At 67.2% G+C, this 15,099-nt stretch carries 13 protein-coding genes; 4 read left to right on the top strand and 9 right to left on the bottom strand.

Translation table 11 applies throughout. The features are described from left to right. Positions 1-27: 27 nt before the first annotated feature. Both IB227_RS17255 and IB227_RS17250 read right to left on the bottom strand, forming a co-directional pair. Positions 28-1,590 carry a YdiU family protein gene (locus tag IB227_RS17255; protein WP_192288408.1) on the bottom strand — a complete coding sequence of 521 codons (1,563 nt, stop codon included), beginning with the start codon at positions 1,588-1,590 and terminating at the stop codon, positions 28-30. A 136-nt stretch (positions 1,591-1,726) separates the two neighbouring features. Continuing rightward, entirely contained in the window at positions 1,727-1,936 is a 210-nt protein-coding gene (locus IB227_RS17250) for a cold-shock protein (protein WP_039005002.1), read from the bottom strand. A 308-nt stretch (positions 1,937-2,244) separates the two neighbouring features. Here IB227_RS17250 and IB227_RS17245 point away from each other — a divergent pair, with 308 nt between their 5' ends. After that, positions 2,245-2,730 (top strand): YaiI/YqxD family protein, encoded by a 486-nt coding sequence (locus tag IB227_RS17245; RefSeq protein ID WP_192288407.1) that lies wholly within the window; start codon positions 2,245-2,247, stop codon positions 2,728-2,730. Between the two features lie 118 nt (positions 2,731-2,848). Here the strand turns inward: IB227_RS17245 and IB227_RS17240 are convergent, their stop codons facing one another. Further along, positions 2,849-3,718, bottom strand: coding sequence for a pseudouridine synthase (locus tag IB227_RS17240; RefSeq protein ID WP_318639560.1), 870 nt, complete (start codon positions 3,716-3,718; stop codon positions 2,849-2,851). Between the two features lie 61 nt (positions 3,719-3,779). Between IB227_RS17240 and IB227_RS17235 the strand changes: the two genes are divergently transcribed. The 3 genes from IB227_RS17235 to IB227_RS17225 all read left to right on the top strand — a co-directional run bounded on the left by IB227_RS17235 (position 3,780) and on the right by IB227_RS17225 (position 7,704). Beyond that, positions 3,780-4,328, top strand: a complete 549-nt coding sequence (locus tag IB227_RS17235; protein WP_192288405.1) for a YaeQ family protein — start codon at positions 3,780-3,782, stop codon at positions 4,326-4,328. Between the two features lie 13 nt (positions 4,329-4,341). After that, positions 4,342-5,526: an NAD(P)/FAD-dependent oxidoreductase gene (locus IB227_RS17230; RefSeq protein WP_192288404.1), complete on the top strand. Its 1,185-nt coding sequence runs from the start codon at positions 4,342-4,344 to the stop codon at positions 5,524-5,526. A gap of 105 nt (positions 5,527-5,631) precedes the next feature. Further along, on the top strand, positions 5,632-7,704 hold the full coding sequence (locus IB227_RS17225) for an EAL domain-containing protein (RefSeq protein WP_132864213.1): 2,073 nt from the start codon (positions 5,632-5,634) through the stop codon (positions 7,702-7,704). A gap of 256 nt (positions 7,705-7,960) precedes the next feature. Here the strand turns inward: IB227_RS17225 and fabV are convergent, their stop codons facing one another. The 6 genes from fabV to queA form a co-directional block, all read right to left on the bottom strand. Further along, positions 7,961-9,220, bottom strand: a complete 1,260-nt coding sequence (gene fabV, locus IB227_RS17220) for an enoyl-ACP reductase FabV (RefSeq protein WP_192288403.1) — start codon at positions 9,218-9,220, stop codon at positions 7,961-7,963. Between the two features lie 204 nt (positions 9,221-9,424). Next, positions 9,425-10,393 carry a protein translocase subunit SecF gene (secF, locus tag IB227_RS17215; protein WP_192288402.1) on the bottom strand — a complete coding sequence of 323 codons (969 nt, stop codon included), beginning with the start codon at positions 10,391-10,393 and terminating at the stop codon, positions 9,425-9,427. A 19-nt stretch (positions 10,394-10,412) separates the two neighbouring features. Continuing rightward, positions 10,413-12,254, bottom strand: a complete 1,842-nt coding sequence (secD, locus tag IB227_RS17210) for a protein translocase subunit SecD (RefSeq protein WP_192288401.1) — start codon at positions 12,252-12,254, stop codon at positions 10,413-10,415. A gap of 59 nt (positions 12,255-12,313) precedes the next feature. After that, complete coding sequence (gene yajC / locus IB227_RS17205; RefSeq protein ID WP_132864217.1) at positions 12,314-12,643, bottom strand: preprotein translocase subunit YajC; 330 nt, start codon at positions 12,641-12,643, stop codon at positions 12,314-12,316. Positions 12,644-12,768: 125 nt separating this feature from the next. After that, positions 12,769-13,908 (bottom strand): tRNA guanosine(34) transglycosylase Tgt, encoded by a 1,140-nt coding sequence (gene tgt, locus IB227_RS17200; RefSeq protein ID WP_192288400.1) that lies wholly within the window; start codon positions 13,906-13,908, stop codon positions 12,769-12,771. Positions 13,909-14,013: 105 nt separating this feature from the next. Beyond that, positions 14,014-15,087 carry a tRNA preQ1(34) S-adenosylmethionine ribosyltransferase-isomerase QueA gene (queA, locus tag IB227_RS17195; protein ID WP_192288399.1) on the bottom strand — a complete coding sequence of 358 codons (1,074 nt, stop codon included), beginning with the start codon at positions 15,085-15,087 and terminating at the stop codon, positions 14,014-14,016. Between the last annotated feature and the right edge of the window lie 12 nt (positions 15,088-15,099).

Genomic DNA, 15,099 nt, shown 5'->3' with positions numbered 1-15,099 from the left:
TCAATCATCGAATCAGGAAAACAGGAGTCAGGAGCTGCACGACAGCATCGAGCAGCCGGCCCGTTCGCGCGCCCATTCCGGGCGGCGCCGGGCGAACGCCTCGCGGCCCGGCTGGTCGTCATAAGGATGCCGCAGGACGTCCAGCAAGTCCGTGATACCGGCCGAATCGCCTTGTTCGGCACGGTCGATGGCCTCCTGCGCCAACCAGTTGCGCAGCACGTACTTCGGGTTGGCGACGTTCATCGTGGCGCGACGCACCTCCGGCGCCTGCCCGTCGGCCAGCACGCGCTGGCCATGCCGCTGCAGCCAGTCCTGCAGCTTCGGCAGCACCTGCCCGCGCTTGTCCGGCGCGTAGAACGCCGCCTCCAGCACCGCCACATCCGGCGCCGCGGGGTCCACCTCGGCCAAGGCACGGAACGCCAGCGTCATGTCCATTTCGCCCTCGTGCAGCAATTGCAGGAACTGCGCCATCAAGGTGTCGTCCCCCTCGACGAAACGGCCCAGGCCCAGCTTGGCCACCAGATGATGGCGCTGCTCCTGCTCGAACCGCGTCCGGAACGCATCCAGCCCGGCCTGCAGCGGCGCGGCATCCTCGAACAGCGGCGACACGGCCTGCGCCAGCCGCACCAGGTTCCAGTACGCCACCTGCATCTGCGTGCCGAAGCGATAGCGACGGCCCTGCGCGTCGGTGGTGTTGGGCGTCCATTCCGGGTCGTAGTCCTCCACCCAGCCATACGGACCGTAATCGATGGTCAGCCCGAGGATGGACATGTTGTCGGTGTTCATCACGCCATGCACGAAGCCCACCCGCATCCAGTGCGCCACCATCACCGCGGTGCGCGTGCAGACCTGCTCGAACCAGCGCGCCTGGCGCTGCGCACCGGCGTCGGCCAGTTCGGGGTAGTCGCGGTCGATGCAGAACGTCACCAGTTGGGTCAGCAGCGCGATGTCCCCGCGCGAGGCGGGCAGTTCGAAGCTGCCGAAACGGAGGAACGACGGCGCCACCCGGCACACCACCGCGCCGGGTTCTCCCTGTGGGTTGCCGTCGTAGAACATGTCGCGCACCACCGTTTCACCGGTAGCCACCAGGCACAGGGCGCGGGTGGTCGGCACCCCCAGGTGATGCATCGCCTCGGAGCACAAGAACTCGCGTACCGAGGAGCGCAGCACCGCCCGGCCGTCGGCGCCGCGCGAGTACGGGGTCGGCCCCGCGCCTTTCAGCTGCAGCTCCCAGCGCTGGCCGCCGGCCAGCAGTTCGCCCAACGAGATCGCGCGGCCATCGCCGAGCTGCCCGGCCCATTGGCCGAACTGGTGCCCGCCATAATTGGCCGCCCACGGTTGCATCCCGGCATACAGCGCGTTGCCGCCGAACACCTGCGCGAAGCCTTCGCCCTGCACGACGGATTCGTTGAAACCCAGCAGTGCCACCACCTCGGGCGAGTACGCCAGCAGGCGGGGAGCGGCCACCGGCGTGGGACTGACTGCCGACCAGAGCGCACCGCGCACTTCGCGGCGGCCGGGGCCACGCTCGGGATCGCCGGGCAGCGCCTGCACGAATCGGTTGTCGAAATGAGGGTCGTTGTTGTGCATCGCCTGCTCGTCACTGCCGTACACCCGGATCCTACCGGTTATGGCGCGCACGGTCGGCCACGGGGCGGCACAAAAGAAAACGCCGGAAGCTTTCGCTTCCGGCGTTCCAAGCTACCTTTCGGTGGCAGGGGTCGATTTAGACCGCCTGCACCTGGTCAGCCTGCATGCCCTTCTGGCCCTGCACGGCGACGAAGGTCACCTTCTGGCCTTCCTGCAGCGACTTGAAGCCGGTGCCCTGGATGGCGCGGAAGTGCACGAACAGGTCCGGGCCGCTTTCCGGGGTGATGAAGCCAAAGCCCTTGGCATCGTTGAACCACTTCACAGTGCCGGTCTGACGATCAGACATTACAAACTCCTGAAACATTGATGAGAAAAATCGCAGCCACCGGATATTCGGGGCCGAGACTGAGTTGCAGGCGTTGGTAAAGCGGAACGATGAGCGGATCGGTGAGATCAACTGCATCAGGCCACGATTCACGGTGACCCTTGCAAGCACAGTGGGGCGAACGATACGCGGCTTTTGGTTAAAAAGCGATAAATACCGTATTCATCAAAGCTGAGCGGTTCAGCACCGCGCCAATGTCGTCCGGATTCATGGACTTGGCCGGGCAGCGCCGGTCGGCGTCCCACGGGGGCACCGCTACACTGCGCCCCATGACTGCCCCCGATTCCCCGCCCGCCCCCCGCATCTGGGTTGACGCCGACGCGTGCCCGGTCGTCATCAAGGACATCCTGTTCCGCGCCGCCGAGCGCACCGGCATCGAAACGGTACTGGTGGCCAACCAATGGATCCGCACCCCGGCCTCCCGGTTCATCCGCGCGCTGCAGGTGCCCGGTGGCCCGGACGTGGCCGACGACGCCATCGTCGAGCGGGTCGCCGCCGGCGACCTGGTCGTGACCCAGGACATCCCGCTGGCCGCCCGTGTGCTGGACAGGCAGGCCGCGGCGCTGAACCCGCGGGGAGAGGTCTACACCGCAAACAGCATCGCCGAGCGACTGTCGGTACGGAACTTCATGGAGGAGTTGCGCGGCGCCGGCATCCAGACCGGTGGCCCGGCCGCCCTGCACCCACGCGACCGCCAGGCCTTCGCCGCGCAGCTGGACCGCTGGCTCGCCCAGCGCCCACGGCCAGTCGCCTAGGCATCCGGGGCTGCCGGCCTGGGGCGTCCACCACCTTGCAGCCGCGGGGCCGTTCCCGGCAGCCGGGCCGCACTCCCTGCACCACGGCAATGCATCGGCCTAACGCTTGGCCGGGACATCACCCCAGCCGACGCGGGCTGGTGAACTGGCGCGGTTCGCCATTCAACGGATCGATGAAGGCCAAGCGACGGGCCAGCAACTGCAGCGGGGTACTGAAATCTTCCGGCGCGCGCTGCAGCAAGCACGGATAGCAATCGTCCCCCAGGATCGGTGCGCCCAGCGCGGCCATGTGCACGCGCAACTGGTGCTTGCGCCCGCTCACCGGCTCCAGGGCGTAACGCCAGATCTCCCCGCACCGCTCGATCACATCGATCCGGCTCAGCGCATTGGGCGCGCCAAAGCCCTCGCGCATGACATGGAACGGCTCGCCACGCTCCAGCCGGCTATGCCGCTGCACGGGGAACACGCAGTCCGGCAAGGCCGGCGCCAGCGCCTCGTAGTGCTTTTCGATCTTCCGCTCGGCGAACAGGCGCTGGTACGACGCCCGGCTCTCCGGGTTGCAGGAAAACAGCACCAACCCGGCCGTGCCCCGGTCAATCCGATGCAGCGGCACCAGTGCCGGGTTGCCGGTGCAGGCCACCAGGCGCGCCAGCAACGTCTGCCGGACATGACGCCCGGCCGGCATCACCGGCAGGAAATGCGGCTTGTCGGCCACCAGCAGATGCGCGTCCTGGTACAGGATGTCCGCCTCGAACGGCACCACCGGCTCCTGCGCCACCTCGCGGAAGTAGCGGATCTCACGCCCGGCCTGCCAAGGCTGCCCCGGGTCCAGCGCGCTGCCATCCAGGGCCTGGACCCGCCCCCGCGCGAACCGGTCCAGCCACTGCGCGCGCGTGATCGCCGGAAAGCGCGCACACAACCCCTCCAGCAGGCTCGCCCACGGACCGGGGGCCAATTGCAGATGACTGGGCAGATCGTCGGTGCTCACGCGTTCGGGTCCCGGCAGGGGCAAAGCCGTATCATTGTCGGTCTTTGCCCCCGGTAATCCCATGGCCCTTACTGCCACCATCCGCAAGGCCGAGCTGCAGATCAGCGACATGGACCGCGGCTACTACGCGACCCACAACCTGACCCTGGCCCAGCACCCGTCCGAAACCGACGAGCGGCTGATGGTCCGCCTGCTCGCCTTCGCCCTGAATGCCGGCGACCGGCTGGAGTTCGGCCGCGGGCTGAGCATCGATGACGAGCCGGACCTGTGGGAACACGATTACACCGGCGACATCGTGCAGTGGATCGACCTGGGCCAGCCGGACGAATCGCGCATCCGCAAGGCCTGCAACCGCAGCGGCCGCGTGCAGATCATCAACTACGGCGGCAATGCCTCGGACATCTGGTGGCAGAAGCAGGGCAAGCCGCTGGCCCGCTTCGACAACCTGTCCGTGCTCGACCTGCCCGGCGATTTCGTCGAACGCTGGGGCAGCCAGATCCAGCGCGCCATGCGCTGGAGCGTGCTGATCCAGGACGGCGAGGTGCAGCTGATCAACGACCAGATGCAACTGGACGTGATCCCGCAGTGGCGCAAGCGCCCGGCAGGCTGAGCAGGCGGTGGCAGTGAACACGATCCGTTGCGACGTGCTGGTGGTCGGCGCCGGTGCCGCCGGCCTGATGTGTGCGCTCACCGCCGGCCAGCGCGGTCGCATCGTGCAGGTGATCGACCATGCCAACAAGCCGGGCAAGAAGATCCTGATGTCCGGTGGCGGGCGCTGCAACTTCACCAACACCGGCACCACGCCGGCCAACTTCCTCTCGGCCAACCCGCACTTCTGCAAGTCGGCGCTGGCGCGCTACACGCCGACCGACTTCATCGACATGGTCGAGCGGCACGGCATCGCCTACCACGAGAAGGAACTGGGCCAGCTGTTCTGCGACATCTCCTCCAAGCAGATCGTAAGAATGCTGCTGGACGAATGCAGTGCCGCCGGCGTGCAGGTGCGCACCGACTGCGGCGTGGAGGACATCGAACGCGGCGCCGACGGCTTCCGCGTGCGCACCGCGCAGGGGCTGTTCCACTGCGCCTCGCTGGTGATCGCCACCGGCGGGCTGTCCATCCCGAGCATGGGCGCCAGCGGCTTCGGCTATGAAGTGGCGCGCCGCTTCGGCCACGAAGTGCTGCCGACCCGCGCCGGGCTGGTACCGCTCACGCTCAGTGGCAAGCACCAGGAACGCTTCGCCGACCTCAGTGGCGTCGCCCTGCCGGTGGAAGCGCGCTGCAACGGCCAGCACTTCCGCAACTTCATGCTGCTGACCCACCGCGGCATCAGCGGCCCGGCGATCCTGCAGATTTCCTCGTACTGGCAACCCGGCGACGACCTGCGCCTGGACCTGTTGCCCGACCGCGATGCCGCCGAGTGGCTGCGCGCGATGAAGTGCGAGCGCGGCGCCTCCGAGCTGCGCACCGTGCTGTCGGAGGTCATCCCGCGCCGGCTGGCGCTGCGCCTGTGCGAGCAGTGGCTCAAGGACAAGCCGGTGCGGCAACTGGACGAGCGCGAGCTGCAGGCCGCCGCCAGCCTGCTTTCCGACTTCGCGCTGGTCGCCAGCGGCACCGAGGGCTACCGCACCGCCGAAGTCACCCTCGGCGGCGTGGACACGCGCAAGGTATCGTCCTCTACGATGGAATCGCAGCACGTGCCGGGCCTGCATTTCATCGGCGAGGTGCTGGACGTGACCGGCTGGCTGGGCGGCTACAACTTCCAGTGGGCCTGGGCTTCCGGCCACGCGGCGGGCCAGGTGGCATGAGCCGCACAGGGGCCATTTGTGCCCCAGCCCGGCACTGTCAAACGTTCCACGCATAGACGCCGTACCTGCCCATCGTGTATTAAACGGCGTCCGAAGGAGTCTTGAATGCAGAACGCCAAAGACATCACCTTGCGCCTGCTGATCGTCGATGACAGCGCCGAGAATGCCGAAGCCATCGTCAGTACGTTGCGCAACAGCGGCATCGCCGTGCGTCCCTTCCGGCCGCAGAGCCCGGACGAGCTGGTCCAGGCCGTGGGTGGGCAACCGCTCGACCTGGTGCTGGCCGCCAACGCGTACACGATCCCGCAGTCGCTGCTGACCCAGCAGGTCGCCGCCAGTGGCAAGGACATCCCGATGATCCTGCTGGCCGACCAGGTCGACGCGCAGTTGCTGCTCGACGCCTCGGCCAACGGCATCCGTGCCATCGCCCTGCGCACCGAGCCGGACCACCTGCTGTCGGTGGTGCGCACCGAATGGACCGACCTGCAGGCACGCCGCGGCCTGCGCCGCATCGAAGTACAGATGCGCGAGACCGAGCGCCGCTGCGATGCGCTGATCTCCTCCTCGCGCGACCCCATCGCCTACATCCACGAAGGGATGCACATCCGCGCCAACGAGGCGTACCTGGACATGTTCGGGTATGAGTCGTTCGATGACGTGGAAGGCATCTCGCTGCTGGACATGGTCGCCCCGCAGTACGTGGAGGACTTCAAGAACCTGCTCAAGTCGCTGAGCAAGGGCGAGGCGCCGCCGCCGCAGTACGAAGTGCACGCGCGCAACCAGGACGGCGACACCTTCCCGGCGACGATGGAGTTCACCGCCGCTACCTATGAGGGCGAGTCCTGCTTCCAGGTGGTGTTCCGCCGCCGCGAGGAGTTCGACCCCGAACTGGCGCGCGAGGTGGAGGAACTGCGCCAGCGCGACCAGGTCACCGGCCTGCTCAACCGCCCCACCTTCATGGTCCACCTGGAGAACGCGGTGGCCCAGGTCAGCCGCAGCGACGGCCAGTACGGCTTCCTGCTGGTCGAACCGGACCACTACAACCGCCTGCTGGCGGACATCGGCCTGGATTCGGCCGATGCGCTGATCGCCGCGCTCGGCCAGCACCTGGCCGGCGCCATCAACGAGGAGGCGCAGCTGGCACGCTTCGGCGAGCACAGCTTCGCCCTGCTCTGCCAGGGCCAGTACGCGCACACCACGCAGGTGGCCGAACGCGTGCGCCAGGCCTTCGCCTCCCATGTGTTCAGCATCGGCCAGCGTTCGGCCACGGTCACTGTCAGCATCGGCGGCGTGCAGGTCGGCGAGAAGATCGCCAGCGTCGGCCAGGTGCTCAGCCATGCCAACGACTGCAACCGCGCGGCCATCGAGCTGGGCGGCAACACGGTCAAGGTGTTCGACCCGGGCGCGACCGATCGCGTCGAGGAAGAACGCATCCAGCGCTGGGTGCAGCGCATCGGCGAGGCTATCGCCGGCGACGGGTTCCATCTGCGTTTCCGGCCGGTGCTGAACCTGATGGGCGAGCCGATGCAGCTGTACGACACCTCGCTGCTGCTGGAGAACAACGGCGAGCTGGTCAGCCCTGGCACCTTCCTGCCCATCGCCGAGGACCACGGCCTGCTGGCGCCGCTCAACCGCTGGGTGGTGGCCAACGCCATCCGCGCGCTGGGGGAACGCCGCCGCGCCGGCCACACCACCCGCCTGATGGTGCGCATCACCCCCGAGTCGTTCACCGACCCGCAGTTGCTGGACGTCATCCGCGACGGGCTGGCCAACGAAGGCGTGGACGGCGACCAGCTGTGGCTGCAGATCCCCGAGGCCAAGGTATTCACCCACCTGCGCAACGCGCAGCAGTTCCTCGCCGGCGTGGCCACGATGGGCTGCAAGGTCGGGCTGGAGCAGTTCGGCTCGGGCCTGGATTCGTTCCAGCTGCTGGCCCATTTCCAACCGGCGTTCCTCAAGCTGGACCGCAGCTTCACCGCCGATCCGGCGCAGGCCAAGGAACAGCTGGACAAGACCCGCGAGATCACCGGCAAGGCGCAGGAGGCCGGCATCCTCACCGTCGCCGAGTTCGTCACCGACGCGGCCACGATGAGCCTGCTGTTCAGTGCCGGCGTGGACTACGTACAGGGCGATTTCGTCGGGCCGCCGACGGCGCAGATGGACTTCGAGTTCAACTGAGGCCTGCCCTCACCCCAACCCCTCTCCCGTACACGGGAGAGGGGCTTTTGCATCGACAACGTGCGATGACACCCCCTTCTCCCGCCCGCGGGAGAAGGGCTCGTGTGCTGGCAGCGTACGATTGATGCTCCCTTCTCCCGCGGGCGGGAGAAGGTGCCCGAAGGGCGGATGAGGGGCTCCACGGGCCCTGGCGATCGTGTAGGAACAAAAAAGGCCGCGCATCGCGCGGCCCTTCTGTTCCCGGAACCGCCGAGGCTCAGGCCTCGACGATGCCCGGGATCGCCACGTCCGGGTTCACATCAGCCTCATAATCCACGCCGTCGATGCCGAAGCCGAACAGGCGCAGGAAGTCGGCCTTGTAGCCGGCCAGGTCGCTGATCTCGTACAGGTTCTCGTTGGTCACCTGCGGCCACAGCTGCAGCACCTTGCCCTGCACTTCCGGGGCCATTTCCTTGTAGTCCGCGCGCAGGCGGCCTTCGGCGTCGACCAGCGCGACGTCGCGGCCCTTGCCGTCAACCAGTGCCGGGCGGATATGGTCAGCCGCGTTGGCGCCGCCCTGCGGGCCGTTGTAAAGGATGTCGTACAGCGTATCGAGCTGCTCGATGCAGCCCTCGTGCGTGCCTTCTTCCTTCATCACCTTGAACAGCAGCGACAGGTACAGCGGCATGGTCGGGATGGCCGAGCTGGCCTGGGTCACCACCGCCTTGAGCACCGACACGCGCGCGTCGCCGCCGATGCCCTGCAGCTTGCCGCGGATGTCCTTGACCTTGGCATCCAGGTCCTTCTTGGCCGCACCGATGGAACCGTTCCAGTAAATGGCCTGGGTGATCTCCTCGCCCACGTAGGTGAAGGCGGTCGTGGTAGCGCCCGGTGCCAGCACGCCGGCTTCCAGCAGCGCATCGATCCACATCTGCCAGTCCTCGCCCCCCATCACCTGCACGGTGCCGGCGATCTCCTCGGCGGTGGCCGGCTGCAGCGTGGTTTCGGTCAGCACTTCCTTGTCGGTATCCAGGCCGCGCAGCGTGATCGGCGCGCCGATCGGCTTGAGCGTGGAGCTGATCACCTCGCCAGTCTTGGGATGCTTGCGACGCGGCGCCGCCAGGCTGTAGACGACCTGGTCAACCTGGCCCAGGTCGGCCTTGATGATCTCGATGACCTTCTGCTTCACCTCGTCGGAGAACGCGTCGCCGTTGACGCTGCGCGCGTACAGGCCGGCCTGGTGCGCGTACTTCTCGAACGCGGCGGAGTTGTACCAGCCCGCCGTGCCCGGCTTGGTCTCGCTGCCCGGGCGCTCGAAGAACACGCCCAGCGTGGCCGCATCGCTGCCGAAGGCCGCCTTGATGCGCGCCGCCAGGCCGTAACCGGTCGAGGCACCCAGCACCAGCACCTTCTTCGGGCCATTGGCCAGCTTGGGCAGCGACTGGATGTAGTCGATCTGTTCCTTGACCGCCGCGTCGCAACCGGTCGGATGGGTGGTGACGCAGATGAAGCCGCGCACACGCGGTTTGATGACCATGAAAACCTCAGCTAGGTAAGCAGGAAAACAGCGCCGCCATGACAGGGAAACCACGGCCCGGCGCCGAACCGGAAGGATCGTAGTGTGCACCCGCAGCGAACACAACCGACGCCACCGCATGGAAATCCCCGTGCAACCTGCCGGCGCGGGCAAAAGAAAAGCCGCGCGGTGCGCGGCTTTTCCGGGTTGCCGGGAGGGGCACCGTCACGGGCGACGGGCCAGCTCCTCCACGTCCTTGGCCTTGGGCATCAGGTCCTGCTTGCTGACCTTGAACGGGCCGATGCTCAGCAGCGGCACCGCCACGATGATCGAGGACACCACCACGATCACCGCACCGGCCATGTGCGTCTCGGCCAGGCCTTCCATCGACTCGCCGCCGTACAGGTACAGCGCCAGCGCCGACAGGAAGAACATCACCGCGGTGATCACCGTACGCGACAGCGTCTGGTTGATCGACTTGTTCAGCACTTCCAGCGGCTCTGCGCGCAGGCTGCGGAAGTTTTCGCGGACACGGTCGAACACCACGATGATGTCGTTGATGGCGAAACCCATCACCGACAGCATGCCCGCCAGCACGGTCAGGTCGAACTCACGACCCAGCAGCGACATGTAGGCGATGGTCAGGATAAGGTCGAAGAACGCGGTGATGCTGGCCACGATCGCGAACTTCCATTCGAAGCGCGCGGCGATGTAGATCAGGAAGCCGATCACCATGAACAGGGTCGCGTAGACGCCGTTCAGGGCCAGGTCCTTGCCCACCTGCGGGCCGACGAACTCACCCGGCTGCACCGAGGCGGGGTTGTCGGTGGTGGTCACCGCCACGCGCACCTTCTCCGCCACCTGGGCAGCGGCATCAGCGGCGTTGTTGTGCTCACCGTCCGGCTGCAGGCGGATCATGACGTCGTTGCCGCCGCCCACGCTCTGCACCTGGGCGTTCTCGAAGCCGGCCTTGGACAGGCTTTCACGCACGTTGTCGGCGTTGATCGGCTTCTCGAAGTGCGTGCGCACCACGGTACCGCCGGTGAACTCCAGCGCATAGTTGAAGCCCTTGAAGCCGATCACGGCCACCGACAGCAACAGCAGCACCACCATCAGCGCAAGCACGGGCTTGCGGTGGCGCATGAAGTCGATGTTGGTGTCGTTCGGGACGATATGGAGTGGAAACAGTTTCATGTATTGAGTCTCTTCCCGATCAGATCGCCACGGACTTCAGGTTCTTGCGGCGGCCGTAAATCAACGTGGCCAGCGCACGCGACACGGTGATCGCGGTGAACATGGAGGCGAAAATACCGATGATCATGGTCAGCGCGAAGCCCTTCAGCGGGCCCGTGCCGAACGCGTACAGCGCCACGCCCACGATCAGGCCGGTCAGGTTGGCGTCCAGGATGGTGCCCGATGCACGCTCGTAGCCTTCGGCGATCGCCTTCTTGGCCGGCATGCCCAGCCGCAACTCCTCGCGGATACGCTCGTTGATCAGCACGTTGGCGTCCACCGACAGGCCCACCGACAACGCCAGGCCGGCGAAGCCCGGCAGGGTCATGGTCGCGCCGAACAGCGACATCACCGCCACCACGATCAGCAGGTTGAACAGCAGCGCCACCGAGGTGATCGCACCGAACATGCGGTAGTAGACGGTGAAGAACACCAGGGTGAACACGAACGAGAACACCACGGCCTTGACGCCGCGGGCCACGTTTTCCTTGCCCAGGCTCGGGCCGATCACGTATTCCTCGACGAAGTCCATCGGCGCGGCCAGCGAACCGGCACGCAGCAGCTTGGCCAGGCCGTCAGCCTCGGTCTTCTCCAGGCCGGTGGTCTGGAACTCCTTGCCGAACACACCGTTGACGTTGGCCACCGAGATCACTTCTTCCTTGACGCGGAAGCTGCGCTCTTCCTTGCCATTGACCATGGCCACCTGCGGGATGCGCTCGGTGTAGACCACGGCCATCGGCTTGCCGACGTTGGCGCTGGTGAAGTCGAACATGCGCTGGCCGCCCACGGCGTTGAGCGTCACGCTCACCGACGGCAGGCCATTCTGGTCGGTGGAGACGTTGGCCTTGACCATCTGGTCGCCGGTGACGATGGTGCGCTTGTTCAGCAGCACCGGGCGGCCGGCGCGGTCACGGTACAGCTTGGCTTCCGGCGGGATGCGGCCGGTATCGGCGGCGTCCTGCGCGTTGCCATCGACCACGGCGCGGTACTCCAGCGTCGCGGTGGCACCGATCATGCGCTTGGCCTCGGCGGTGTCCTGCACGCCCGGCAGCTCGACCACGATGCGGTCGTCGCCCTGGCGCTGGATGATCGGCTCGGCCACGCCCAGTTCGTTGACGCGGTTGCGCAGCGTGGTCAGGTTCTGCTCGATCGCACCGGTGGCGATCTGGCTCATTTCCGTCTGCGGCACCGTGGCGGTGATGCGATCGCCACTCACCGAGTAGGTGAAGGTCGGCTGCGCCTTGGCCAGCGCGGCGCGGGCCTTGTCCGCATCGGCGGCGTTGGCCAGGGTGACCTGGATGTCGCTGTTGCCACGACGCTCCACCGAACGGTAGGTGACGCGGCTGTCACGCAGGGTGGTCCGCACGTCTTCGGTGAAGGCCTCGAAGCGCTTGTCCACGGCGGCCTTCTGGTCGACCTGCAGCGCGAAGTGCACGCCACCGACCAGGTCCAGGCCCAGCACCATCGGCTTGCCGCCGAGCTTGGCCAGCCATTCCGGCACGGTCGAAGCCAGGTTCAGGGCGACGGTGTAGTTCTCGCCGGCCGCCTCGCGCAGCACGTCGTTGGCGCGCGTCTGCGCATCCAGCGACGGCAGGCGGACGATCAGGCTGTCGCCTTCCTTGGCCACGCCCTTGGGCGTGACACCGGCGGTACCCAACGCCGTGGTGACGCGCTCCTTGAAGGCGTCATCGATCTGGCCACCGCGGTTGGCGGTGATCTGGACGGACGGATCCTTCTGGTACATGTTCGGCAGCGCATACAGCGCGCTGACCGCCAGAACGATCACGATCAGGAAGTACTTCCAACGTGGAAATTCAAGCATTGCGGATTCCTGCGTGGCGCCTTCCCGGCGTCACGACGTGACGGAAAGGGAATTCAGCCTCAGGCAGCCGACTTCAGCGTGCCCTTGGGCAGCACGTTGCCGATGGAGCCCTTCTGCACGCGGATGCGCACGTTGTCGGCCACTTCGACGGTGACGAAGTTGTCGCCGATGTCGGTGACCACGCCGGCGATGCCGCCGGAGGTCAGCACTTCGTCGCCCTTGCTGATCTTGTCCAGCATCGCCTTGTGTTCCTTCTGGCGCTTCATCTGCGGGCGGATCATCAGGAAGTACATGACCGCGATCAGGGCGATCGGCAGCAGGAAGGTGCCCATGCCCGGGGCAGCCGGGGCGGCCTGGGCGACGGGAAGCAGGATGGCCATCAGATTCATTACGTAAGTCCTTGGTGTTGGGCGGCACCCTGCCCGGCCTGGGGCCGGCGGTCACCGCGAAACGGGGTCAGCCGTGAAGTATGCCACGGCCCCGGGACCTCGTCCCGGGCCGCGTGGCTGCTGGGTTACTCCCCCGACAAGGCCGGGGCAGACACGCCCCGGGCCGCGTAGAAGGACTCGCGGAAGGCCAGGAAGGTTCCCGCCTCGATCGCCGCGCGCATGTCGGCCATCAGTTTTTCGTAATAGAACAGGTTGTGCAGGGTGCCCAGCATCGGCGCCAGCATCTCGTTGCAGCGGTCCAGGTGGCGCAGGTAGGCGCGGGTGTAGCCGCTGGTGCAGGCGTGGCAGCCGCAGCCCGGCTCGATCGGGTCCATGTCGCGCTCGTACCTGGCGTTGCGGATGCGCACGGTGCCGAAGGAGGTGAAATAGTGGCCGTTGCGGGCGTTGCGGGTCGGCATGACGCAGTCGAACATGTCCACGCCGCGCGCCACACCCTCGACCAGGTCTTCCGGGCGGCCGACGCCCATCAGGTAGCGCGGATGGTCGGCCGGCAGGATCGGGTGCATGTGGTCGAGCATGGCGTTGCGCTCGTGCTCGGGCTCGCCCACCGCCAGGCCGCCGATGGCATAGCCGTCGAAGCCGATCTTCTGCAGCCCCTCGGCCGAGCGGCTGCGCAGGTCGGTATGCACGCCACCCTGGACGATGCCGAACAGTGCCGCGTCATTGCCCATCGCGTCATGCGCGTTGCGGCTGCGCTGGGCCCAGCGCAGGCTCAGTTCCATCGACTTCTGCGCCACCGCCTCGGTGGCCGGGTACGGGGTGCATTCGTCGAAGATCATGACGATGTCCGAATCCAGCACCTTCTGGATCTTCATGCTCTCTTCCGGCCCCAGGAAGACCCGGGCGCCGTCGGTCGGCGAGGCGAAGGTGACGCCTTCCTCGGTGATCTTGCGGCGATGCGCCAGCGAAAACACCTGGAAACCACCAGAGTCGGTCAGGATCGGGCCGTCCCAGCGGCAGAACCCGTGCAGGCCGCCGTGGTCGGCGATGACGTCCAGGCCCGGGCGCAGGTACAGGTGGAAGGTGTTGCCCAGGATGATCTCGGCGCCGAGCGCGCGGACCTGCTCCGGCAGCACGCCCTTCACCGAGCCATACGTGCCCACCGGCATGAACGCCGGGGTCTGCACGGTGCCGCGCGGGAAGGACAGCTGGCCGCGGCGGGCGCGGCCATCGGTGGTCTGGAGCTTGAAGTGCAGTCGGGACATGGCGAGAGGCAGAAATTCGGGAATGGGGGCGGAAATCAGGCGCGCCGGAGACGGACAGTCTACCGGCGCGCGTTCGACGGGGCTTGGATCGCCGGGCGCTGGCGGTCAGCCGGGACGGGAGGCGGCATCCCCGCCGTCGCCGGCGCCCTCCCCGCCCTGCGGGAACAGCAGCATCGCATCGCCGTAGCTGAAGAAGCGGTACTCCTGCGCGATGGCGTGGGCATAGGCCTCGAACACCCGGGCCTTGCCAGCGAAGGCGCTGATCATCATCAGCAGGGTGCTTTCGGGCAGGTGGAAGTTGGTCACCATCGCATCGACGCTGCGGATGCGGTAGCCGGGGGTGATGAAGATCTGGGTCTCGCCGGCGTACGGCTGCAGCTCGCCCTCGCGCATGGCGCTCTCCAGCGCCCGCACCACGGTGGTACCGACACCGATCACGCGCCCCCCGGCCGCGCGGGTGCGGCGCACCTGCTCGACCAGTTCGGCGCCGACGTTGAGCCATTCACGGTGCATCACGTGCTGGCTCAGGTCATCCACGCGTACCGGCTGGAAGGTGCCGGCGCCGACGTGCAGGGTGATGTGGCCGAACTGCACGCCGCGTTCGCGCAACTGCGCCAGCAGGCCTTCGTCGAAATGCAGGCCGGCGGTGGGAGCGGCCACCGCACCGACCTGGCGCGCGAACACGGTCTGGTAACGCTCGCGGTCATCCAGGCCGGGCTCGCGGTGGATGTACGGCGGCAGCGGCAGGCGGCCCTCGTGGACCAGCCACGACTCCAGCGGCTCGGGGATGTCGAACCGCAGGACATAGAACTCGCCATCGCGGCCCAGCACCTCGGCCTCGCCGCCGGCGTCGAGCTGGATGCGGCTGCCCGGCTTGGGCGACTTGCTGGCACCGATCTGGGCACGGGCCTGCTGGCCGCCGAGCAGCCGTTCGATCAGGATCTCGACCCGGCCACCGGTGGCCTTCTGCCCGAACAGGCGCGCCGGGATCACCCGGGTATCGTTGAACACCAGCAGGTCACCGGGCTGCAACAGCGTCGGCAGGTCGCGCACGTGGAGGTCATCGAAGGCGGCCGGTGCCGGCGGCACCAGCATCAGCCGGCTGGCCGAACGCTCGGCCAGGGGCGCCTGGGCGATCAACGCCTCGGGCAGGTCATAGTGAAAATCGGACTTCTTCAAGGCCGGAACGTC

It is taken from the genome of Stenotrophomonas sp. STM01, assembly GCF_014852135.1.
Lineage (GTDB): Bacteria > Pseudomonadota > Gammaproteobacteria > Xanthomonadales > Xanthomonadaceae > Stenotrophomonas > Stenotrophomonas capsici.
The sequence above is the reverse complement of the archived record's forward strand: the minus strand, read 5'-3'. Positions and strand labels throughout refer to the sequence as shown.

Excerpts from the sequence above, each read along its gene's own strand:
- IB227_RS17225 (WP_132864213.1), top strand. The coding sequence starts at position 5,632 with ATGCAGAACGCCAAAGACATCACCTTGCGCCTGCTGATCGTCGATGAC.
- IB227_RS17255 (WP_192288408.1), bottom strand. The coding sequence starts at position 1,590 with ATGCACAACAACGACCCTCATTTCGACAACCGATTCGTGCAGGCGCTG.
- IB227_RS17250 (WP_039005002.1), bottom strand. The coding sequence starts at position 1,936 with ATGTCTGATCGTCAGACCGGCACTGTGAAGTGGTTCAACGATGCCAAG.
- IB227_RS17245 (WP_192288407.1), top strand. The coding sequence starts at position 2,245 with ATGACTGCCCCCGATTCCCCGCCCGCCCCCCGCATCTGGGTTGACGCC.
- secF (WP_192288402.1), bottom strand. The coding sequence starts at position 10,393 with ATGAAACTGTTTCCACTCCATATCGTCCCGAACGACACCAACATCGAC.
- yajC (WP_132864217.1), bottom strand. The coding sequence starts at position 12,643 with ATGAATCTGATGGCCATCCTGCTTCCCGTCGCCCAGGCCGCCCCGGCT.
- secD (WP_192288401.1), bottom strand. The coding sequence starts at position 12,254 with ATGCTTGAATTTCCACGTTGGAAGTACTTCCTGATCGTGATCGTTCTG.
- IB227_RS17235 (WP_192288405.1), top strand. The coding sequence starts at position 3,780 with ATGGCCCTTACTGCCACCATCCGCAAGGCCGAGCTGCAGATCAGCGAC.
- fabV (WP_192288403.1), bottom strand. The coding sequence starts at position 9,220 with ATGGTCATCAAACCGCGTGTGCGCGGCTTCATCTGCGTCACCACCCAT.
- tgt (WP_192288400.1), bottom strand. The coding sequence starts at position 13,908 with ATGTCCCGACTGCACTTCAAGCTCCAGACCACCGATGGCCGCGCCCGC.